20 protein-coding genes are annotated in these 20,081 nt (G+C 71.1%); 10 read left to right on the top strand and 10 right to left on the bottom strand.

Annotated features, from left to right (window positions below; translation table 11 throughout):
• Positions 1–83 precede the first annotated feature (83 nt).
• Positions 84–308: a hypothetical protein gene (locus tag E1295_RS32655; protein WP_132636438.1), complete on the top strand. Its 225-nt coding sequence runs from the start codon at positions 84–86 to the stop codon at positions 306–308.
• Here E1295_RS32655 and E1295_RS32650 read toward each other — a convergent pair.
• Together E1295_RS32650 and E1295_RS32645 are read right to left on the bottom strand one after the other, a co-directional pair.
• The gene (locus E1295_RS32650; protein WP_132636436.1) at positions 305–2,167 is read right to left on the bottom strand and encodes an ABC transporter ATP-binding protein; all 1,863 of its coding nucleotides are present in this window, start codon (positions 2,165–2,167) and stop codon (positions 305–307) included. The genes E1295_RS32655 and E1295_RS32650 overlap by 4 nt on opposite strands.
• Positions 2,164–3,948 carry an ABC transporter ATP-binding protein gene (locus tag E1295_RS32645; protein WP_246080608.1) on the bottom strand — a complete coding sequence of 595 codons (1,785 nt, stop codon included), beginning with the start codon at positions 3,946–3,948 and terminating at the stop codon, positions 2,164–2,166. Before E1295_RS32645 ends, E1295_RS32650 begins: the two co-directional genes overlap by 4 nt.
• Positions 3,949–4,117: 169 nt before the next feature.
• Between E1295_RS32645 and E1295_RS32640 the strand changes: the two genes are divergently transcribed.
• The gene (locus tag E1295_RS32640) at positions 4,118–4,597 is read left to right on the top strand and encodes a nucleoside deaminase (RefSeq protein ID WP_132636434.1); all 480 of its coding nucleotides are present in this window, start codon (positions 4,118–4,120) and stop codon (positions 4,595–4,597) included.
• A 53-nt stretch (positions 4,598–4,650) separates the two neighbouring features.
• On the opposite strand, the gene E1295_RS52250 is transcribed toward E1295_RS32640, so the two are convergent.
• The gene (locus E1295_RS52250) at positions 4,651–5,106 is read right to left on the bottom strand and encodes an aggregation-promoting factor C-terminal-like domain-containing protein (RefSeq protein WP_342775927.1); all 456 of its coding nucleotides are present in this window, start codon (positions 5,104–5,106) and stop codon (positions 4,651–4,653) included.
• A gap of 457 nt (positions 5,107–5,563) precedes the next feature.
• Here E1295_RS52250 and E1295_RS32630 point away from each other — a divergent pair, with 457 nt between their 5' ends.
• Together E1295_RS32630 and E1295_RS32625 are read left to right on the top strand one after the other, a co-directional pair.
• A complete protein-coding gene (locus E1295_RS32630; protein WP_132636432.1) occupies positions 5,564–6,049 on the top strand; it encodes a glutathione peroxidase in 486 nt (161 codons plus the stop codon).
• A gap of 138 nt (positions 6,050–6,187) precedes the next feature.
• Positions 6,188–7,318, top strand: coding sequence for a 2,5-dihydroxypyridine 5,6-dioxygenase NicX family protein (locus E1295_RS32625; RefSeq protein WP_132636430.1), 1,131 nt, complete (start codon positions 6,188–6,190; stop codon positions 7,316–7,318).
• Positions 7,319–7,332: 14 nt separating this feature from the next.
• On the opposite strand, the gene E1295_RS32620 is transcribed toward E1295_RS32625, so the two are convergent.
• The gene (locus tag E1295_RS32620) at positions 7,333–8,391 is read right to left on the bottom strand and encodes a LacI family DNA-binding transcriptional regulator (RefSeq protein WP_132636428.1); all 1,059 of its coding nucleotides are present in this window, start codon (positions 8,389–8,391) and stop codon (positions 7,333–7,335) included.
• A gap of 179 nt (positions 8,392–8,570) precedes the next feature.
• Here E1295_RS32620 and E1295_RS32615 point away from each other — a divergent pair, with 179 nt between their 5' ends.
• Positions 8,571–9,785 (top strand): ABC transporter ATP-binding protein, encoded by a 1,215-nt coding sequence (locus tag E1295_RS32615; RefSeq protein ID WP_132636426.1) that lies wholly within the window; start codon positions 8,571–8,573, stop codon positions 9,783–9,785.
• A gap of 102 nt (positions 9,786–9,887) precedes the next feature.
• Here E1295_RS32615 and E1295_RS32610 read toward each other — a convergent pair whose 3' ends face one another.
• Positions 9,888–10,637, bottom strand: a complete 750-nt coding sequence (locus E1295_RS32610; protein ID WP_132636424.1) for an SDR family NAD(P)-dependent oxidoreductase — start codon at positions 10,635–10,637, stop codon at positions 9,888–9,890.
• A gap of 88 nt (positions 10,638–10,725) precedes the next feature.
• On the opposite strand from E1295_RS32610, the gene E1295_RS32605 reads away from it, so the two are divergent.
• On the top strand, positions 10,726–11,862 hold the full coding sequence (locus E1295_RS32605) for a PQQ-dependent sugar dehydrogenase (RefSeq protein WP_246080606.1): 1,137 nt from the start codon (positions 10,726–10,728) through the stop codon (positions 11,860–11,862).
• Here E1295_RS32605 and E1295_RS32600 read toward each other — a convergent pair.
• Both E1295_RS32600 and E1295_RS32595 read right to left on the bottom strand, forming a co-directional pair.
• Positions 11,841–12,200, bottom strand: a complete 360-nt coding sequence (locus E1295_RS32600; RefSeq protein WP_181958079.1) for a carboxymuconolactone decarboxylase family protein — start codon at positions 12,198–12,200, stop codon at positions 11,841–11,843. The two genes, E1295_RS32605 and E1295_RS32600, sit on opposite strands and share 22 nt — an antisense overlap.
• Before the next feature lie 119 nt (positions 12,201–12,319).
• Positions 12,320–13,492 carry a TerC family protein gene (locus E1295_RS32595; protein WP_220449006.1) on the bottom strand — a complete coding sequence of 391 codons (1,173 nt, stop codon included), beginning with the start codon at positions 13,490–13,492 and terminating at the stop codon, positions 12,320–12,322.
• A 133-nt stretch (positions 13,493–13,625) separates the two neighbouring features.
• On the opposite strand from E1295_RS32595, the gene E1295_RS32590 reads away from it, so the two are divergent.
• The 3 genes from E1295_RS32590 to glnII all read left to right on the top strand — a co-directional run bounded on the left by E1295_RS32590 (position 13,626) and on the right by glnII (position 16,399).
• Entirely contained in the window at positions 13,626–14,738 is a 1,113-nt protein-coding gene (locus E1295_RS32590; protein WP_132636418.1) for an NAD(P)/FAD-dependent oxidoreductase, read from the top strand.
• A gap of 55 nt (positions 14,739–14,793) precedes the next feature.
• Positions 14,794–15,270, top strand: a complete 477-nt coding sequence (locus E1295_RS32585; RefSeq protein ID WP_132636416.1) for a hypothetical protein — start codon at positions 14,794–14,796, stop codon at positions 15,268–15,270.
• Between the two features lie 109 nt (positions 15,271–15,379).
• Positions 15,380–16,399: a glutamine synthetase gene (gene glnII / locus E1295_RS32580; protein ID WP_132636414.1), complete on the top strand. Its 1,020-nt coding sequence runs from the start codon at positions 15,380–15,382 to the stop codon at positions 16,397–16,399.
• A gap of 59 nt (positions 16,400–16,458) precedes the next feature.
• On the opposite strand, the gene E1295_RS32575 is transcribed toward glnII, so the two are convergent.
• The 3 genes from E1295_RS32575 to E1295_RS32565 form a co-directional block, all read right to left on the bottom strand.
• Positions 16,459–17,997 carry an aldehyde dehydrogenase family protein gene (locus E1295_RS32575; protein WP_132636412.1) on the bottom strand — a complete coding sequence of 513 codons (1,539 nt, stop codon included), beginning with the start codon at positions 17,995–17,997 and terminating at the stop codon, positions 16,459–16,461.
• A 71-nt stretch (positions 17,998–18,068) separates the two neighbouring features.
• A complete protein-coding gene (locus tag E1295_RS32570; RefSeq protein ID WP_246080604.1) occupies positions 18,069–18,947 on the bottom strand; it encodes an aminoglycoside phosphotransferase family protein in 879 nt (292 codons plus the stop codon).
• Between the two features lie 87 nt (positions 18,948–19,034).
• Positions 19,035–19,580 (bottom strand): cupin domain-containing protein, encoded by a 546-nt coding sequence (locus E1295_RS32565; protein ID WP_246080602.1) that lies wholly within the window; start codon positions 19,578–19,580, stop codon positions 19,035–19,037.
• A gap of 154 nt (positions 19,581–19,734) precedes the next feature.
• On the opposite strand from E1295_RS32565, the gene E1295_RS32560 reads away from it, so the two are divergent.
• On the top strand, positions 19,735–20,081 hold a 347-nt coding region (locus E1295_RS32560), incomplete at its 3' end, for an SWIM zinc finger family protein (protein WP_181958078.1).

The raw sequence follows: 20,081 nt of genomic DNA, 5'->3' as shown, positions 1-20,081 counted from the left end.
CTCGGGTCCGACATCGCAGTGCCGGCGTTCGCGTGCCGCCGCCCTGGTAGGGGGCGTGCGGCCCCGGTTGCGGCGCGTACGACGTGACCTCGTTCCCCTCCGGGCACCTGGCCCGCCATCCGGAGCTGGTGGCCGTGCCGGACGAGCCGCCGCCGGTGTTCGTGCCCGCCGCCCGGACGGGCAGGGCGCCCGCTGATCGAGCGCGCCTGCCCGGCAGGCTGATGATCGCGGTGGGCGTGCCGCTGGGCGTGTTCCTCGCGTACGAGCTGTACACCGCTGTCGCGGCGGCGGCACGCCCGCACCACTAGCTCAGGCTGTCGAGCCACGCCTGGTGCAGGCCCGCGAAGCGGCCGGAGGCGGCGATGAGCCGGGCCGGCGAACCGTCCTCGACGACCTCTCCGCGCTCCATCACCAGCACCCGGTCGGCGATCTCCACCGTCGAGAGCCGGTGCGCGATGATCAGCGCGGTCCGGTCGGCGAGGATCGTGCGCAGGGCGCGCTGGACCAGCCGTTCGCTCGGCACGTCGAGGCTGGAGGTGGCCTCGTCGAGGATGAGCACGGCCGGGTCGGCGAGGAACGCCCTGGCGAACGCGACGAGCTGCCGCTGACCGGCCGACATGCGCCCGCCCCGCTTGCCCACCTCGGTGTCGTAGCCGTCGGGCAGGCCCGCGATGAACTCGTGCGCGCCGATCGCCTTGGCGGCCTCGCGCACCTGCCGGTCGGTCGCGCCGGGGCTGCCGAACCTGATGTTGTCGGCGACCGTGCCGCTGAACAGGAAGTTCTCCTGCGTGACCATGACCACGGCCTGACGCAGGGTGGGCTCGTCCAGCGTGCGCAGGTCGACGCCGTCGAGCAGCACGCGGCCCTCGGTGGGGTCGTAGAAGCGGGAGATCAGCTTGGCCAGCGTCGTCTTGCCCGCGCCCGTCGCGCCGACCAGGGCGATGCTCTGCCCGGCCGGGATCGTCAGGTCGAGGCGGGGCAGGATCGGCATCTCCTCGACGTAGGCGAACCTGACGGCCTCGAAGTGCACCTTGCCGCGCGCCCCGCCCGGCGGCAGCGCCGCGGGCTCGCGCGGCTCGGGCACGGACGGCTCCTCCTCCAGCACGCCGGACAGCTTCTCCAGCGCCGCACCCGCCGACTGCAGGGTGTTGTAGAACTGGCTGACCTCCTGCATCGGCTCGTAGAACTGGCGCAGGTAGAGCAGGAACGCCGCCAGCACGCCGACCTTGACGTCGCCGTGCAGCGCCAGCCAGCCGCCGTAGAGCAGCACGCCGCCGATCGTCAGGTTGCCGATGAGCTTGATGCCGGTCATGAACGTGGCGCCGAGCTGCATGCTGCGGGCGTTCGCGCCGCGGAAGTCGTCGTTGAGCTGCTCGAAGATCTCCTGGTTGCGCGGCTCCCTGCGGAAGGCCTGCACGGCGCGGATGCCGGTCATCGACTCCACGAAGTGCACGATCACCAGCGCCACCGTCTCGCGCGTACGCCGGTAGACGATCGCCGACTGCCGTCGGAACCACTTCGTGAACAGCAGCAGGAACGGCAGCGGGACCAGCGCCACCAGGCCGAGGTGCACGTCGAGCACCAGCAGCAGCACCGCCGTGCCCGCCATGGTCAGCACGGCCTTGACCAGCGCGTCGAACCCCGACTGCAGCAGTTCGGCGATGGCCTCGATGTCGGAGGTCAGCCGCGAGATGACCCGCCCGGAGGTGTACTGCTCGTGGAAGCTCAGCGACAGGCGCTGGAAGTGGTCGAACACCCTTCTGCGCAGCTCCAGCAGGACGCCCTGGCCGATCCGCCCCGACAGGCGCAGGAACGCCTGCCGGGTGATCGCCTGCGTCACGGCCGCGGCCAGGATCACCCCGACCACGGTCAGCAGGACGGTGGGACCTGATCCCTGCTGGATGGGCGGGATGCCGGAGTCGATGCCGACGGAGACGAGGAACGGGATCGACAGGCCGGCCGCGTTCGAGACCACGATGATCGTGATCAGCAGCGCGATCTTCTTCCGGTACGGGCTCAGCAGGTTGCCCAGCAGCCGCCGCGAGCGCGCCCGCAGCAGGACGGAGACCTTCTCCGACAGCTCGTCCTGGTCCTCGGAGGCGACGCCGCGCCAGGACGTGGCGCCGGGCGCGTTCTGCGGGGGCGGCGGGGTGGTGGTCGTGGTCATCGCAGTGCCCCTTCCGACGCGCCGTCGAAGTCGGCGTCCTGGGCGAGCAGCTCGCGGTATTCGGGGACCTGCGCCAGCAGCTCGTGGTGCTGCCCGACGTGCGTGATCGTGCCGTCGCGCAGCAGCGCCACCTTGTCGGCCAGCAGCACGGTGGAGGCGCGGTGGGCGACCACGATGCCGGTCGCCTCGCGCAGCACGTGCCGCAGCGCCTCTTCCACCAGGGCCTCGGTCTCGACGTCGAGCGCGGACAGGGTGTCGTCGAGCACCAGGATGCGCGGCTTGCTCAGCACCGCCCTGGCCAGGGCGAGCCGCTGCCGCTGCCCCCCGGACAGCGACAGGCCCTGCTCGCCGATGCGGGTGTCGAGCCCCCAGGGCAGGTCGTGGACGAACATGGCCTGCGCGGTCTGGATGGCGGCTGCGAGCTCTTCCTCCGTGGCGTCGCGCCGGCCGAGCATCAGGTTCTCGCGCACGCTCATCGAGAACAGCGTCGGCTCCTCGAACGCGGTGGCGACCACCTGGCGCAGCGTCGTCAGCTTGAGGTCGCGTACGTCCTGCCCGTCGATCGTGACCCGGCCTGAGGTGGGGTCGAGCAGGCGGGGCACCAGCGCGGTCAGCGTGGTCTTGCCCGCCCCGGTCGCGCCCACGACGGCGACCGTCTCACCGGGCTTGACCTCCAGCCAGACGTCGCGCAGCACCGGCTCGTCGGAGTCGGGGAAGCGGAACCCCACCCCTTCGAAGCGCAGGTGGCCGCGGGGCCGCTCGATGGTCTCGGTGCCGCCCTCGATGGCGGGGACGGTGTCCATGACCTCCATCAGGCGGTCGGCGGACGTCATGGCCTCTTGCGCCATGGCGAGGATGTAGCCGAGGCTCGCGATCGGCCACACGAGCTGCAACATCAGCGTGGTGAAGGCCACCAGCGCGCCCAGCGTCAGCTCGCCCGAGCCGACGGCCAGCGCACCGAGCAGCAGGACGAGGGCCAGCGTGATGTTGGGGATGATCTCCAGGAAGGAGAAGAACCTGGCCGACAGGCGCACCTTGGACATCGAGCTGTCGTAGACCTTGAGCGCGGCGTCGTCGTAGCGGTCGTAGACGTGGTGGCGGCGGCCGAACGCCTTGATGGTGCGGATGCCGAGCGCGGACTCCTCGACGAGCGTGGCCAGGTCGCCCTGCTCGTCCTGCACCTGGCGGGAGATCTTGATGTAGCGCTTCTCGAAACGCAGCGACGTCCAGACGATGGGCACGGACGAGGCCAGCACCAGCAGCCCGAGCGGCCAGTACTTGTTGAGCAGCAGCACCGTCACCGTGGTCAGCTGCAGGATGTTCATGACCAGGAAGAGCATGCCGAAGCCGAGGAACCGGCGGATCGTCGACAGGTCGGTGGTCGCCCGGGATAACAGCTGACCCGACTGCCACTCGCCGTGGAAACCCATGGGCAGGCGCTGCAGATGCGCGTAGAGATCGTCGCGGATGCGGGTCTCCAGGCCGAGCACCGGCTTGACCTGGGCCCACCGCCTGAAGAAGATCAGCAGGGCTTCGACCACGCCGACGCCGATCGCGAGCAGGCCGAGGGGGAGCAGCCCGGCGGAGTCACCATGGGCGACGGGGCCGTCGATGACCTGTTCGCTGATGAGCGGGAGCGCGAGGCCGGCGCCGATGCCGACGAGCGCGGCCAGCCAGATGAGGACCAGTCTGGCGACGTACGGGCGGAGGTAGGACTTCATCCGCCACAGGGAGTTGGAGGACAGCAGGGGACGGCGAGGTTTGTGCGTATCGGGAGGCATCCCATCTAGGCTAATACGTCGGATCAACAGATTTTCTGTGGCCTAGAGGTGGGGTTCACGTTTCTGACGTGGGAAAACGTGAATGACCATGCACGCTACGACGGAGCATCACTTTTGTTGTGGTCTGTTGGGGAATGTTCCTCCGGGCTGCGCCACTTTGCGAGGATTCATGATCGACAGTACGGAACTGCCTCACCTGCGCCGCTGCGTCGAGCTGGCCAGGCAGGCACTCGAGGAGGGCGACGAGCCGTTCGGCTCGGTGCTCGTCTCCGGCGACGGCGCCACTCTGGCCGAGGACCACAACCGGGTGGCCTCGGGCGACCGCACCCGCCATCCGGAGTTCGAGCTGGCGCGCTGGTCGGCGGCGAACATGACACCTGAGGAACGCGCCGGCGCCACCGTCTACACCTCGGGCGAGCACTGCCCGATGTGCGCCGCCGCGCACGCCTGGGTGGGGCTGGGCCGCATCGTGTACGTCGCGTCGTCGCGGCAGCTGGCCGGCTGGCTGAGCGAGTGGGGCGTGCCCCCGCCTCCGGTGCGCACGCTGGCGGTCAACGAGGTCGCGCCGGGAGTGACGGTGGAGGGGCCGGTGCCCGAACTGGCCGGCGAGGTCCGCGAGCTGCACCGCCGCTGCCACGCCGGGTCCTGACCTGTGCCCGGCGCAGGCAGGGCACCCGGTGCGCCCGGGTGCCCTTCCCGCCGCTAGTACCAGTTGTGCGATCTGAAGTGACCCCAGGCGCCGCAAGGCCGGCCGTACCTCCCCTTGATGTAAGCCAGGCCCCACCGGATCTGCGTCTCGGGGTTGGATCGCCAGTCGCGGCCCGCGCCCCGCATCTTGCCCGCGGGCAGAGCCTGCGGAATGCCGTACGCTCCGGACGATCGGTTATGGGCCCGGTGGTTCCAGTTGCTCTCCCTGGTCCACAGGTTGTCCAGGCAACGGAACTGCTTGAGGTTCCACGACCGCTGGACGACGTGTCCCAGAGCGATCCGCTTGTTCCTGCTGGTCGGCTTCTCAGGTGTGATCTTTGGTTGCGCTGTCGTGGTCCAGACCCGGGTCTTGATCGGAGGCGCTGACTCCGCCCGGGCCGGCGTGCCACCGAACGCGGTGAGCGCGGTGACGGAGATGAGAGTGCTGCTGAGCGCGCGTTTGCTGTCCAATTCGGTCCTTGCTGTCGGGTCGCGTGCGGACAGGCGCGCTGAGCGACGCCCACTGCCGTCCGCGTCCGTGGCTCGGACGTGGAGAGTCCGCGTGGCCCTCCGGGATTCCTTGGCACCGCCCGATCGTGCTGGGCGGCCCGGAGTGCGCCGCGACGTGTCCTCTAGCACGATTCCTATTACGCTCCGTAACCGTGGGTCATACGTCGCGACACGGCGTGGACAGGTGTTTGTGCCGCTGTTACGGATAAAGGGCCGGCTCGCTGGGCCAGGTTTGCCCGCCCCGTCGCGCATATGGGGCTCGCTTGCCGGAAAAGGCGGTCAATCCTGAGGTTTGGCCCTGGGCGAAGGGTGGGAGGGGGCGCTTTTCCGCGGCGGCGACGCGGCGTGCCGTCCGTCCACCCGGCGGATCCGAGCAGGCGGAAAGTCCCCGCCCGTGCGGTTCTGTAGGGTCGGGGCCATGAGTATCAGCGACATTCCGCTCCGCACCCTCGACGACGCCCCCACTACGCTCCGTGATCTCGCGGCGGGCAGGGCCGTCCTGATCGTCAACGTGGCCTCCCGGTGCGGCCTCACCCCGCAGTACGCCGGCCTGGTCAAGCTCCACCAGGAGTACGGCCCGCGCGGCTTCACGGTGATCGGCATGCCCTGCAACCAGTTCGCCGGCCAGGAGCCGGGCACGGCGGAGGAGATCCTGCAGTTCTGCGCGGCCAACTACGGCGTCGACTTCCCGCTGCTGGCCAAGGCCGACGTCAACGGCCCCGGCCGCCACCCGCTCTACGCCGAGCTCGCCCGCACGCCCGACGCCGACGGCGAGGCGGGCGACGTTCAGTGGAACTTCGAGAAGTTCCTGGTGGACCGTGAGGGCGCGGTCGCCGGCCGGTTCCGCCCCCGCACCGAGCCGGAGGACCCGGCCCTCACCTCGGCCGTCGAGAAGCTGCTGTAGGCGCCCGCCGGGGCGGGTCAGGCAGAACGTCATCGCATGTGTCATTCGAGATGGATAGTCCGAATTCACGTGTAGTGTTCGCATGGCTGCGGTAGGTAGTCGGGTGAGCCGGTCTGATGTTCCGCAGGGAGTTTCGCGATGACGACCAATCCGTACGCAGGATCGCCCTTCAGTTACGTGTCCGAACCGGCCGCGGCCCCGTACTCGATCGTCGAGCTGATGCCGGGCGTGCGCAACCTGTGCGAATACGTCAGGCTGGTCCCCGGCGAACGGGTGCTGCTGCTCATGGAGCACACCGTCGACCCCGTCGTCGTGCAGGCCATCGCCGCCGGGGCCGCCTTCCGCGGGGCCGACGTGCGCATCCTGTCCGTGCCGCCGTTCAGCGCCGGCGGCTGGGACAAGGACGCGCCGCTGCAGATCGAGACGGCCGCCTTCCACGAGGCCGACGTCGTGATCAGCGGCACCTGGTGGGGCGAGGTGCACACCGCGCCGCTGTTCTTCGACCAGATCAAGTCCCGCTCTTCCCGCTTCCTGTCGCTGCACATGACCGCCACGGCCGGCGCGCTGCTCACCGGCGGCCGGCTGCCCGCCGAGGTGTTCTACGCGCTGCTGAGCCGGGCGCTGCGGCAGCTGTCGGGCGCCGGGCGGATCCGGGTGACGTCCGGGCCGGGGACCGACGTGACCTTCTCCGGCCTGACCTTCGACCCCGACCCGGGCGCGCTGCGGCCCGGCGACTGGCGGCCCTTCCCGTACGGCGGCGCGAACTTCTGGCCTGCCGACACCGAAGGCGTGATCACGATCGAGGACAGCACGGTCACCGGCGTGCCCGGGGAGCCCGTGCGCCTCACCCTCGAAGGCAACCTGGTCCGCAAGATCGAGGGCGGGGCGGAGGCCGAGCGGCTGCGGCGCTACGCGCCCGAGGGTTTCTACATGCGCCACGGCCTGATCGGGCTGAACCCGAAGGTGCGGATCTCCGGAGGCACCCAGTTCGAGCGGGAGAAGCACGCCGGGTCCTTCTACTGCGGCATCGACGGCCTGACCGGCGGCGAGCCCGTCACCACCGGCCCCGGCTTCGCGCACTGCGACTGCCAGATGGACCGGCCCACCGTCACGGTGGACGGCGAGCTCTTCATCGAGCAGGGGCGGCTGCTGCTGCTCGACGAGCCGGAGATCCAGGAGGTGGCCGCGCGGTACGGCCCGCCGGAGGTCGTCCTCGACGACAACCCCGTGATGATCCTGCCCCGCCGCTACGCGGGCCTGCCCGCATAGCGGCGCGAGCCCCGTCAGCGGCGAGGGCCGCAGCTGCCCCTGATGATGAGCTCCGTGGGCAGCACCACGCTCCGCGCCTTCCTGGTGCCCGCGCGCAGGACGAGCTCCGCCGCCCGGTAGCCCATGTCGCGCCCCGGCTGTGCGATCACCGTGAGCGGCGGCGAGCACAGCTCGGCCCAGGGCACGTCGTCGTACATGACGAGGGACACGTCCTTCGGCACCCTCAGGTCGAGCTCCCTGGCCGCCAGCACGGCCGCCTCCCCGAGCACGTTGCCCCCGGCCACCACGGCCGACAGGTCGGGGCGGCTCTGGAAGAGGCCGGAGGCGGCGGCGTACGCGGAGTCGCGGCTGCCGGTGCCGAACACGATCAGCTCCTCGTCCACCGGCTCGCCGACGGCGGCCCTGAACGCGTCGGCGCGGCCGTCGTGGCCGGGCCCGCCGAGGAAGGCGATGCGCCTGTGGCCGAGGCCCCGCAGGTAGCGGACCGCCGTACGGATGCCGGCCCGGTCGTCGGCCACCACGGCCGGCACGTCGAGCGGCCGGGCCGGGGGAGCGGGCGGCAGGCCGTCGAGGGCCATGAGGTCGCCCACGGCCGACGGCCCGGTGTCGTCGGGGGACGCCTGGGCGGGCAGCCGGTCGGCGAAGATCACGGTCATGCCCGCCCGCATCGCCGGGGTCCACGTTTCCGCGTCTCCCGACGGGACCGCGATCAGGCGGTCCACGCTCTGTTCGATGAGCATGCCGATCAGGTCGGCCTCCTGCTCGGGGTCGCCGCCCGTCGAGCCCAGCACCACGGGCTCGCCCGCCGAACGGGCACAGGCCAGCACGCCCTCCGCCAGCTGCCCGTAGAAGGTGTCGGTCAGGTCGGGGACGAGCAGGCCCATGCCGCCCGTGCGGCGCTGGCGCAGGTTGCGGCCGAGCGCGCTGGGACGGTAGTCGAGCTGGGCGGCGGCGGCCAGGACCCGCTCCCGCGCGGCGGCGCTGGCCGAGCCGCCCGACAGCACCCGGGAGACGGTCGCGACGCCCACGCCGGCCGCCTCGGCCACATCCTTGATCGTCGCCCGCTTGCTCATGGAAACGATTCCATCATGGTTTCCGGAAATCGGGAAGGGCGGCATTCCGGCAACGGCTGGTCACGCTGTAACCCTTGACACCGATGTCCGTTTCGGGTGAGATGCTTGAAAACGTATCCACCCGCATGGGTTAAACGAACCAACATCCGGGCCACAGCCCTGGAGCGCGAAGGAATGTCATGGCATCCATCGTTCTGACGAACGTCGACAAGATCTACGCCGGTGGCGTGAAGGCCGTGAACGGGCTCAACCTGGAGATCAGGGACGGCGAGTTCATGGTGCTGGTCGGTCCGTCCGGTTGCGGTAAGTCGACCGCGCTCCGGATGATCGCGGGCCTGGAGGACATCAGCGGCGGCGAGATCGCGATCGGCGAGAAGGTCGTCAACCACCTCCCGCCCAAAGACCGCGACATCGCGATGGTCTTCCAGAACTACGCGCTCTACCCGCACATGACGGTCGAGGAGAACCTCGCCTTCGGCCTCAAGCTGCGCAAGATGCCGAAGGCCGAGATCCAGAAGCGCGTCGGCGAGGCGGCCAAGATGCTCGGCCTCGAGACCTACCTCAAGCGCAAGCCGGCCGCCCTGTCCGGTGGTCAGCGCCAGCGTGTCGCGATGGGCCGCGCCATCGTGCGTGAGCCGCAGGCCTTCCTCATGGACGAGCCGCTGTCCAACCTCGACGCCAAGCTCCGCGTCTCCATGCGCGCCTCGCTCAACACGCTGCACGAGCGCCTCGGCGTCACCACGGTGTACGTCACCCACGACCAGGTCGAAGCCATGACCCTCGGCGACCGGGTCTGCGTGCTGCGCGACGGCATCCTCCAGCAGGTCGACACCCCGCAGAACCTGTTCGACAAGCCGGTCAACCTGTTCGTGGCCGGGTTCATGGGCTCGCCCGCGATGAACTTCGTCACCGCCGAGCTCGTCCGTGGCGACGGCGGCGCCGCCGTCACCTTCGCCGACGTCAAGCTCTCGATCCCCGACTCGACCTTCACCGACAAGCCGGGCCTCGACCAGTACGTCGGCAAGAAGATCATCCTCGGCATCCGCCCCTCCGACTTCGAGGACGCCGGCTCGGCCGGCAGCCACGCCGACGGCTGGGCCACCCTGCCGGTCAAGGTGGAGGTCACCGAGGAGCTGGGCTCCGAGATCAACGTGCTGTTCCTCATCGACGCCCCGCCGGTCGAGCACAAGGACACCGTGGCCGCCGCCGACTCCGGAGAGGACGAGGAGGCGACCCTGCCGCTCGTGGGCGACAAGTCCCTGTGGACGGCCCGCGTCAACGCCCGCAGCCACGCGCGCTCCGGCCAGAACCTCGACCTGGTCGTCGACACGCACAACCTGCACTTCTTCGACACCACCTCCGGCCTGGCCATCGGCCACGAGGCCAACCGCTGAGTCTCCCGCAGCCTCCGATTCCCGGCCGTGAGCCCGCTCACGGCCGAACGGGCCCCCACCGCGACCCCCTCCCGCGGCGGGGGCCCGCCCTTTCCACCGGGGTCAGCGGCCGATCCTGGCCGACACCATGGCCTGCACGCTGCGCGGCACCAACCGGCCGACCGCGACGACGACCTTGTAGCGCAGGCTGGGGATCGACACGCTCTTGCCCAGCGCCAGGTCGCGCATCGCGTCGCGGACCACGTCGTCGGCCTTCAACCACAGCGGCCCAGGGATGCCCGAAGGGTCCATCCCGGCGCGCTGGTGAAACTCCGTCCGCACGAAACCGGGACACAACGCCATGACCTTGATGCGCGGATGGCCCACCGTGTGCGCGGCCGACTCACTGAAGCTCACCACCCACGCTTTGGAGGCGCCGTAGGTGCCGCGGGTGAAGAACGCCGCCGCGGACGCCACGTTGACGATCGCGCCCCTGCCGCGCTTGCGCATCGCGGGCAGCGCGGCCAGTGTCAGCCGCAACACCGCCTCGCAGTGCACCTTGAGCATGCGCAGCTCGTCCCCGACCGGGGCCTCGGGGAAGCTGCCGGCGTTGCCGAACCCGGCGTTGTTCACCAACAGGTCGACCCCGTCGCGCAGCCGGGACTCCACCCTCGCGATCCCCTCGTCGCTCGCCAGGTCGGCCGCCAGCACCTCGACGTCGACGCCGTAGCGGAGCCTGAGCTGCTCGGCGGTCCTGGCGAGCCGCAGCTCGTCGCGGGCGACGAGGACGAGTGAGAAGGCGTCGGCGGCCAGGCGCCTGGCGAAGGCGGCTCCGATGCCGGCTGTCGCGCCCGTGATCAGTGCGGTAGGCATGTCTGAACACTAACGTTCATGACAGGATGACGGCGTGCGCCACCTCCCGGCTGTACCCCTTCTCGCGCCCCTTCTCGTGGTCCTTCTCGTGACCCTCACCGCGTGCTCGGGCGAGGCCGCCTCGCCCGGCCCCTCCGCCGGAACGCCAGGCCCGGCCGCCGGGAGCACCTCCACCGGCACCCCGGCCCCGTCGGCGAGCGCGAGCGACACGCCGGCCGAGCGCGGCAGGCTGCGGTTCGCGAAGATCGGCGAGTTCGACAGACCCGTCGCGTTCGCCGTGCGCGAGGGCGACGACCGCCTCTACGTCGCCGAGCAGAGCGGCAGGCTGCGCACCTCCGACGGCGCCACGGTGATCGACCTGTCCGGCGAGGTGAGCGGCGGCAACGAGCAAGGGCTGCTCGGCGTGGCGTTCCATCCCAGCGGGCGGTGGGTCTACCTCGACTGGACCGACGCCCAGGGCGGCACCCACGTCACCGAATGGGCCTACGACGGCGCCAAGGCGACCGCCAGGCGTGACGTGCTCACCCAGGAGCAGCCGTTCGCCAACCACAACGGCGGCCAGCTCGCCTTCGGGCCCGACGGCCACCTCTACATCGCGCTCGGCGACGGCGGCGGCGCGGGCGACCCCCTCGGCAACGGCCAGAAGCTCGGCACGCTGCTCGGCAAGATCCTGCGCATCGACCCGCGCGGAGACCCGTACACGATCCCCGAGGACAACCCGTTCGCCGGCAAGAAGGGTGCGAAGGGCGAGATCTGGGCGTACGGGCTGCGCAACCCCTGGCGGTTCACCTTCGACCGCGAGACCGGTGACCTGTGGATCGGCGACGTCGGCCAGAACGAGTGGGAGGAGGTCGACCACCAGCCGGCCGGTTCCAAGGGCGGCGAGAACTACGGCTGGAGCCTGCGCGAGGGCAAGGACCGTTTCCACGACGGCGAAGGCGGCGACCTGACCGAACCGGTGATCGTCTACCCGCTGGGCGAGGACGGCAACTGCTCGGTGATCGCCGGGCCCGTCTACCGCGGCAGGAAGATCCCCTGGCTGCGCGGGCACTTCCTGTACGGCGACTTCTGCGCCGGCTGGATCAGGGCCGCGCCCGCCGGCACGCCCGGCCGGGCGGAGCAGGTCGGCGAGGTCGAGCAGCTGTCGTCGTTCGGCGAGGGGCACGACGGCGAGGTCTACGCGCTCAGCCTCCAGGGCCCCCTCTACAGGCTCGAGCCCGCCTGACCGCCGCAGCCCGGTGGGTCGCCGGCCGGGCCGCCGTTCCTGACCCGCTCGATCAGCTCCTCCACCTGGCCGTTCAACCGGGCGCCCCGGATCCACCCGGCGTAGTGGGTGAGGAAGATCGCCACCTCGCGCAGCTCGGGCTCGGTGAGGTCGCCCGTGCGCAGCGCGGCGTCGAGCTGGACGTCCGTCATCGTGTCCAGCCCCTGCCCGACCAGGAGCCCGAGAAGGAGCAGGCGACGCTCCCTGTCCGACAGGGCCGTCCTCGACCACACTTCGGCGAACTGGCGCTCGGCCATCATGCCGAAGGAGTCGACGGTCTCCATGGCGGGGTCTGTCATCGCGCGCTCCCGGGGGTCGCAAGGGATCCTCACATCTTTCGCTACCTCTTGAGTTGAGCCAATGGGGGTTGCACGAACGTTGCACCGCCCCGGAAGAAGCGGGGAGGCGCCCAAGGGCTTCACGCCCGGTCGTGTTCCTCGTGGGCGCGGCGCAGGAGCGTCATGAGGCTCTCCTCCTCGCGTACCCACCGCTTGTGCTTCTCCGGCAGGCTCCTGAGCTGCGCCTCCTCATGGAGCAGCCGCTGGTAGAGGTGTTCGCGCACCTCAGGGTCGCGCTCCACCTCCAGATACTCCTGCGCGTGCCGCCGCGCGGCGGAGACCGCGTTCTGCGCCCGCCCGCGCCCGCTGACGAGGGAGGCCACCACGGTCACGACCAGCACGCCGATGATCACCAGCAGGGACACCCCCGTGCCGATCTCGACGACCGGCACCGGCTCGCCGTCGTTGATGAACGGCACGTTGTTCTCGTGCAGGGCGTGCAGGATCAGCTTCACGCCGATGAAGGCGAGGATGACGGCCAGCCCGTACGACAGGTAGATCAGCCGGTCGAGCAGGCCGTCGAGGAGGAAGTAGAGCTGGCGGAGCCCCATCAGGGAGAACGCGGTGGCGGTGAAGACGATGTAGACGTTCTGGGTCAGGCCGAAGATCGCCGGGATGGAGTCGAGGGCGAAAAGGATGTCGGTGCCGGCGAGGGCGGCCATGACGAGCATCATCGGCGTCATCACCCGCCGGCCGTTCTCGACGGTGAACAGCCGGTCGCCCTCGTAGGTGTCCGAGGCCGGCAGCCACCTGCGGGCGAGGCGCACCATGACGTTGTCGCGGGGGTGGCTCTCCTCGCCCTCGGGCTTGAGCAGGTTGCCCGCCGTCAGCAGCAGGACGAGGCCGAACACGTAGAACACCCAGGCGAACCGGTCGATCAGCGTCGCCCCGAGCCAGATGAACCCGCTGCGCGCGATCAGCGAGAACACGATGCCGAACAGCAGCACCTTCTGCTGGCCCGCCCGCGGCACCTTGAAGGCGGACAGGATGACGAGGAAGACGAACAGGTTGTCGACCGACAGCGCCTTCTCCGTGACGTAGCCGGCGAAATACTCGGCTCCGGCGTCGGAACCCCCGAAGATCCACACGCCCACGCCGAACACCAGGGCGATGCCGACGTACAGCGCCGACCAGAAGGTCGCCTCACGCAGGGTGGGGATGTGCGCTTTGCGTACGTGGAAGACGAAGTCGAACAGGAGCAGGCCGGCGATCGCGGCGATCGTCAGCCACCACACCGCGGTGGGTACGTCCACTCCGGGCTCCCTCTCTGCGGGCCGTCGCGAGAGCGACTCGGGGGGCGGGACTCGTGACCTGGCAAGAGCTACCCGATCGCGGCGCCGATAAGCTGACGGAACGCCCACCGGCAAAGACAAGGGAAAGGACGTCGTGTCCCAGCACCGCGTGATCGTCATCGGCAGCGGCATCGCCGGAGTGAGCGCCGCCTTCGCCCTCGCCCGCCGCGGCGCGGCCGTCACGGTCGTGGACGCCGCGCTCACCGGGCAGGCGACGGCCGCGAGCGCGGGCATCATCTCGCCCTGGGCCTCCACCGCCGACGGCCCCCTCTACGACCTGTACGCGGCGGGCGCGGCCTTCTACCCCCGGGCCATCGAGCTGCTCGCCGAGGCGGGCGTCGAGCGTACCGACTACCGCCGGGTCGGGGCGCTCATCGTCAGCGCGGACCCGGCGCGGCTGGCCGAGGCGCAGGCCCGCGTCGAGGCGCGCGCCCGCACGGCGGGCGAAGCCGTGGGCGAGGTGCGGCGCATCGGCAACGACGACGTGCGCGCCCTGTGCCCGGTGCTGGCCCGCGACCTGGAGGGCGTGTTCGTCTCGGGCGGCGCCCGGGTGGACGGGCGCACCCTGCGCGACGCGCTCCTCGCGGGCGCGCAGCACCACGGCGCGGTCCTCGTACGGGAGAAGGCCGTGCTGCGGCCGCGCCCGCACGGCGCGCCCCTCGTCGAGGCGGGCTCCGGCACGCTGGAGGCCGACGACGTCGTGGTGGCCTCAGGAGCCTGGGCCAACGACCTGCTCGCGCCGTTCGGCACCCGGCTGGCCGTCGAGCCGCAGCGCGGCCAGATCACCCACCTTCGGCTGGACGGCGTCGACACGAGCGGCTGGCCGTCGGTCAACCCGCTCTCGCACCACTACCTAGTCGCGTTCGACGACTCGCGGGTCGCGGTCGGCGCGACGCGCGAGACGGGCAGCGGCTTCGACGCCCGTGTGACGGCCGAGGGGCAGCGGCAGGTGCTGTCCGACGCGCTCGGGATCGCGCCCGGTCTGGGCGACGCCACGCTCATCGAGACCCGGGTGGGGCTGCGGCCGCTCGCCGACGGCGCGCTGCCGGCCGTGGGCGCGCTGCCGGGCGTGCCGGGTCTGCACGTCGTGACCGGGTTCGGGGCGGTGGGCCTGACGATGGCGCCGTACGCGGGCGACCTGCTGGCCCGCTCGATCCTGGAACGGAGCACTCCCGCCGAGCTCGCCGCGTTCGCGCCGTCCGCGTAGGAGACCGGTGCGCGGAGGCGTCGAACCGGCGAGGGCCGGCCGACGTTCTAGGGATGTGCATCGACTCGCTCTCATCGCCGCCCTGTTCGCCGTCGCGCTGAGCGGATGTTCCGACGGTGGCACGTGCACTGGAATAGGCACCCCGGTCGGCGTGTCGGTACGGGTGAAGGCGCCGATCGCCGCCTCGGCCGGCGCCGCCGAGATGGAGGTGTGCTGGGACGGCGCGTGCAGGCCTGCCCGTGCCGAGCTTCGCGTGGCCCAGGGGACGGGGAAGGGGAGCTGCGAGGGTGACACCTGCAGGGCGAGCGCGGTCCCCACGGACGACAAGCTCGGTTTCGCCACCGTGCCGGGGCTGCCGAAACGGCCGGTGGAGGTGCGGCTGACGCTCACCGGTACGGGCTCCGAGCCGGTGGCCGAGCACACGGTCACGGTCACCCCGAAGGGACGTTTTCCCAACGGCCCGGAATGCGGGGAGGGCGGCCCGAACGTCGTCCTGACGGTGGAGGCCGACGGCACCGTGCGGGAGAGCTGACCTGTGACGATGACCTGCGGTGATTAACACGGCGTTCACATACGGGCAAAAAACGGGAAACGGCCGTCCGTAAGACTCGGCGTGGCTGAAAGAACCCGAAAGGACCGCCGTGAGCTACAAGGCTGAGTACATCTGGATCGACGGCACCGAGCCCACGGCTCTGCTGCGCTCGAAGACGAAGATCCTGTCCGACGGGGCCGAGCCTCCGGTCTGGGGTTTCGACGGCTCCAGCACCAACCAGGCCGAGGGGCACGCGTCCGACCGTGTGCTGCGCCCGGTGTTCACCTGCCCCGACCCCATCCGCGGCGGCGGACACGTCCTCGTGTTGTGCGAGGTCGACGAGACCGACGGCGAGCCCCACGCGAGCAACACCCGCGCCCTGCTCCGCCCGGTCGCCGAGCAGTACGCCGAGCAGGACTCCTGGTTCGGCATCGAGCAGGAGTACACCTTCTTCAAGGGCAGCCGCCCGCTCGGCTTCCCCGAGGGCGGCTTCCCCGCGCCGCAGGGGCACTACTACTGCGGTGTCGGCGCCGAGGCCGTGTTCGGCCGCGACATCGTGGAGCTCCACCTCGACCGCTGCCTCGCCGCCGGCCTGAAGATCTCCGGCATCAACGCGGAGGTCATGCCCGGCCAGTGGGAGTTCCAGGTCGGCCCTGCCGGTCCGATCGAGGTCGCTGACCACTTGTGGATCGCCCGTTACCTGCTCTACCGGACGGCCGAGGAGTTCGGGGTGGAGGCCACGCTCGACGCCAAGCCCGCCCGCGGCGACTGGAACGGCGCCGGCGCGCACACCAACTTCTCCACCCGCGCCATGCGCGAGGGCTATGACGCCATCATCACCGCCTGCGAGGCCCTCGGTGAGGGAGACAAGCCGATGGAGCACGTCGCCGAGTACGGTGCCGACATCGAGCTGCGCCTGACCGGCGCCCACGAGACCGCCCCGTGGAACCGGTACACCTACGGCATCTCCGACCGCGGCGCGTCCGTCCGCATCCCGTGGCAGGTCGAGGTGGACAAGAAGGGCTACATCGAGGACCGCCGCCCCAACGCCAACGTCGACCCGTACGTGGTCACCCGCCTGCTGGTGGGCACCTGCTGCGCCGCCCTGGAAAAGGCCGGCCAGATCTGACCTCGCGTCTGACCGGGCGCGTGACCGGGGGCTCCTCGCAGGGGAGCCCCCGTGCGCTTTCACGGCAGGCGGAAGTCCAGGTCCGGCTCGATCTCCGCGACGTCCATCTGAGCCTTCTGCAGCTTGCCCGAATGGTCCCAGTTCATCGACTGCCAGCGGGTGAACTGGTCGAGCACCCACATGCCCGACTGGCGGCTGCCGTTGCCGGACTTGCCGTTGCCGCCGAACGGCAGGTGCGCCTCCGCGCCCGACGTCGAGTTGTTGACGCTGACCATGCCGGCCGAGATGCCCTCGCGGAACCGGAAGGCGTGCTTGGCGTTCGTGGTGTAGATGGAGCTCGACAGGCCGTAGCCGGGCAGGTTGGCCAGCTCGACGGCCTCGTCGAGGGTGGCGAACGAGGTCACGCCCACGATCGGGCCGAACGTCTCCTCCAGGAAGAGCCGGTCACCCGGCTGGACGCCGTCGACGATGACCGGGTGGTAGTAGAGGCCCTCGCCGCCGTCGAAGCCGCCGCGCGGGTTGTCCTTCGTGATCCGCCCGACATTTCCTGACACGACCTTGTGGTGGGGCTGGAGCCAGGTCAGGAACTCCTCGTACCGGTCGGCGAACTTCCGGTCGAGCAGCGGGCCCGCCAGCACGTCGCCCGCCGGGTCGCCGATCGCGGCCGCGTTCAGCGCCCGCGCGAAGCGCTCGACGAACTCGTCGTGCACGCTCTCGTGCACGATGACCGTGCCGAGGCTGGTGCAGCGCTGGCCCGCCGTGCCGAAGCCCGAGAACAGCGCCCCCTCGACCGCCAGGTCCAGCTCGGCGTCCGGCATGATCACCATGGGGTTCTTGCCGCCCAGCTCCAGGCAGGCCGACTGCAGGTGCCGCCCCGCCAGCTCGCCGACCTTCCTGCCCACCTCGCTGGAGCCGGTGAAGCCGACCTTGTGCACCGTGCCCTCACCGAGGGCCAGCTCCAGCCCTTCGAAGGTGGCGGCGCCGTCGGCGAAGACGATGTTCAGCACGCCGTCGGGCAGGCCCGCGGCCGTGAACAGCCGGAACATGGCCTCCGCGGAGGCGGCCGCGTACTCGGCGGGCTTCCAGACCACGGCGTTGCCGCAGAGCAGGGCCGGCACCAGATACCACGACGGCACGGCGACCGGGAAGTTGCCCGCGGTGACGACCGCCGCCACACCGATCGGGTTGCGGAAGGTGAACAGGTTCTTGTCGGGCATCTCCGACGGGACCGTCTGGCCGTACAACCTGCGCCCTTCCCCGAGGAAGAAGTCGCACGTGTCGACGATCTCGCGGACCTCGCCCAGCGCCTCGGCGTACGGCTTGCCGATCTCCTCGGTCACCAGCCGGGCCAGCCGCTCGGCGTTCGCCTCCACCAGCCGCCCGATGGAGGCGATCACCCGGCCGCGCACGGGAGCCGGCACCCTGGCCCACTCGCGCTGGGCCTCCTTGGCGGTGCGGCAGGCGGCGGCGAACGTGCCCGCGTCGGCCAGCCCGACCCGGGCCACGACCTCGCCCGTGCGGGCCGGGTTCAGCGATGTGTACGTGCCGGCGGCGGCGGCTTCCTTGCCCCCGACCACGGAAACGATCTGACGGCTCACCGGTGCCCTCCTCATAGTTCCTCCGGACAGACAATCATCTCGCCGGAAAAAACCCAAGAAGACCCTCGTCGTCAGCCGTTCAGCACGGCGTCGATCACGTGCCGCGCGTTGGCGGCGATCGAGGGATTGGTATGGGTGTAGTAGGGGAGCTGGATCAGCGCCATCGACAACGCCCAGCCGCGCCCGCGGGCCCACGTCGCGTCGTCGGCGCCCACCGCGTCGCGGAAGGTGCGCCGGGCGGCGGGCGGCAGCAGGTTCCAGGCCGGGATCAGGTCGCAGGCGGGGTCGCCCACGCCCGCGGTCGCGAAGTCGATCACCCCGGTGAGCCGGCCGTCCTCGACCAGCAGGTTGGCGGGCATCAGGTCGGAGTGCACCCACACGGGCGGGCCCGCCCATCCGGGAGCCCGCAGCGCCTCCTCCCACGCCGCCGTCGCCGCCCCGGTGTCGATCACTCCCTCCAGCTCGCCGATCGCGGTCCGCGTGTCGGCGTCCACCGTCGACAGCGGCCCCGACCGGTAGGCGACCGGCCCGCCCGGCAGGTCGACGCGCCGGAACGCGGCCACGAACCCCGCCAGGTCCTTCGCCAGCGACTCGGCGTCGCCGAGGTGGGCGGGGTCGGGGCTGACGCCGTCGAGCCAGCGGTAGACGTACCACGGCCAGGGGAAACCCTCGGCGGGCTCACCAAGGCCGAGCACCGTCGGGACGGCGGCGGGCAGCAGCGGGGCGAGCCTCGGCAGCCAGTGGTGTTCCTTCGTCACGTCGTCGACGCCCCACGGGACGCGCGGCAGGCGTACGGCGAGGTCGTCACCCAGCCGGAAGATCGCGTTGACCGTGCCGCCCGAGGGGAACGGCTCGACGGGCAGCTCCGCCCACTGCGGGAACCGGCCGGCCACCAGCCGGCGGACGAGCTCGGCGTCGATGTCGAGCTCTTCGGCGTGCATCTTGCCCATGGGCACCTTTCTCGTGTCGAACGGGCCCATATCAGCGTTCTCCGGCGCTTCCCGTCAACTGGTTTCCGTAACTCGGGGCCGGGTGGATCAGGCCGTGAAGTCAGCGAAGTCGAAGCCCGGCGACACGACGCAGCTCACCAGCACCGGTTCGCCGCCCGCGGGCCGCGCCGACTGCCACACCCCGCCGGGCACGACGGCCTGCGGCACCTGGCCGTGCTCGACGTCGGGCCCGAGCGTGACCGTGTCGTCCCCGATGGTCAGGCTCAGCGGCCCGCCGCGGTGCCACAACCACACCTCGTCCGACCTGACCGCGTGCGGCACCGACTGCTCGCCCGGCTGGAGCAGGAAGTAGATGCCGGTCGCGCTGGCCCGCGGTCCTGGGTAACCGTCCGGCCGGAACGTCGCCGCCGAGCGCCACGTCTCCCTGAACCAGCCGCCCTCGGGGTGAGGAAGCAGATCGAGGGCCTCGGCGACGGGCGGCCGCTCGACGAACGCCACCGGGGCACCCGTCACGTCCCTGCGCAGGAAGCGGTTGCCGTCGAGGACGAGCTGCCCGTCGAGCCGGCTGGCCAGCGCCTCGGCCTCGTCGGCCACCTGGACGGACGGGCCGCTGGGGTAGATCCTTAGCTCCACCCGGCCAAGCTTATGACCATGCCGGGTCGTGCCGCGGCGGCCGGCCCGCCCGTCGCGGGCCTCGGGGGGTCCGTACGTACGTTCCCGGCCGGCGCTTCCCGCGATCTCCCGGACCCGGGGCGAAATGTCGGTCGAGCTGGCTAGTCTGCGGCAGGTGATCGAACGGTGGAGCCGTGACCAGGTGCTCGCGCTGGCCCCCGACGCCTCCTCCCAGAAGGCTGCCCAGGGGCTGGCGGCGGCTGAAACGTGGTCGTCGCGCGGCACGACCGGCACGGTGCTGTACGGCGCGTGCAAGGGGAACGGGGCCGGGCCCTATCTCACCTGTGCCGACCTCGCCGAGCCCGCCTACCGCTGCAGCTGCCCGAGCCGCAAGTTCCCGTGCAAGCACACGCTCGGGCTGCTGCTCCTGTGGTCCGCCGGCGGGGTGCCCGCGCAGGAGGCGGCGCCGCAATGGGTGACCGAGTGGATGGAGACCCGTGCCGGGCGGGGGCGGGGCGCGAG

The organism is Nonomuraea mesophila, assembly GCF_004352805.1.
Lineage (GTDB): Bacteria > Actinomycetota > Actinomycetes > Streptosporangiales > Streptosporangiaceae > Nonomuraea > Nonomuraea longispora.
This window is presented reverse-complemented; position numbering and strand designations above follow the sequence as displayed.

Coding starts and splice junctions, on each gene's coding strand:
- E1295_RS32650 (WP_132636436.1), bottom strand. CDS start 2,167: ATGACCACGACCACCACCCCGCCGCCCCCGCAGAACGCGCCCGGCGCC.
- E1295_RS32645 (WP_246080608.1), bottom strand. CDS start 3,948: ATGCCTCCCGATACGCACAAACCTCGCCGTCCCCTGCTGTCCTCCAAC.
- E1295_RS32640 (WP_132636434.1), top strand. CDS start 4,118: ATGATCGACAGTACGGAACTGCCTCACCTGCGCCGCTGCGTCGAGCTG.
- E1295_RS32630 (WP_132636432.1), top strand. CDS start 5,564: ATGAGTATCAGCGACATTCCGCTCCGCACCCTCGACGACGCCCCCACT.
- E1295_RS32625 (WP_132636430.1), top strand. CDS start 6,188: ATGACGACCAATCCGTACGCAGGATCGCCCTTCAGTTACGTGTCCGAA.
- E1295_RS32620 (WP_132636428.1), bottom strand. CDS start 8,391: ATGAGCAAGCGGGCGACGATCAAGGATGTGGCCGAGGCGGCCGGCGTG.
- E1295_RS32615 (WP_132636426.1), top strand. CDS start 8,571: ATGGCATCCATCGTTCTGACGAACGTCGACAAGATCTACGCCGGTGGC.
- E1295_RS32610 (WP_132636424.1), bottom strand. CDS start 10,637: ATGCCTACCGCACTGATCACGGGCGCGACAGCCGGCATCGGAGCCGCC.
- E1295_RS32600 (WP_181958079.1), bottom strand. CDS start 12,200: ATGACAGACCCCGCCATGGAGACCGTCGACTCCTTCGGCATGATGGCC.
- E1295_RS32570 (WP_246080604.1), bottom strand. CDS start 18,947: ATGGGCAAGATGCACGCCGAAGAGCTCGACATCGACGCCGAGCTCGTC.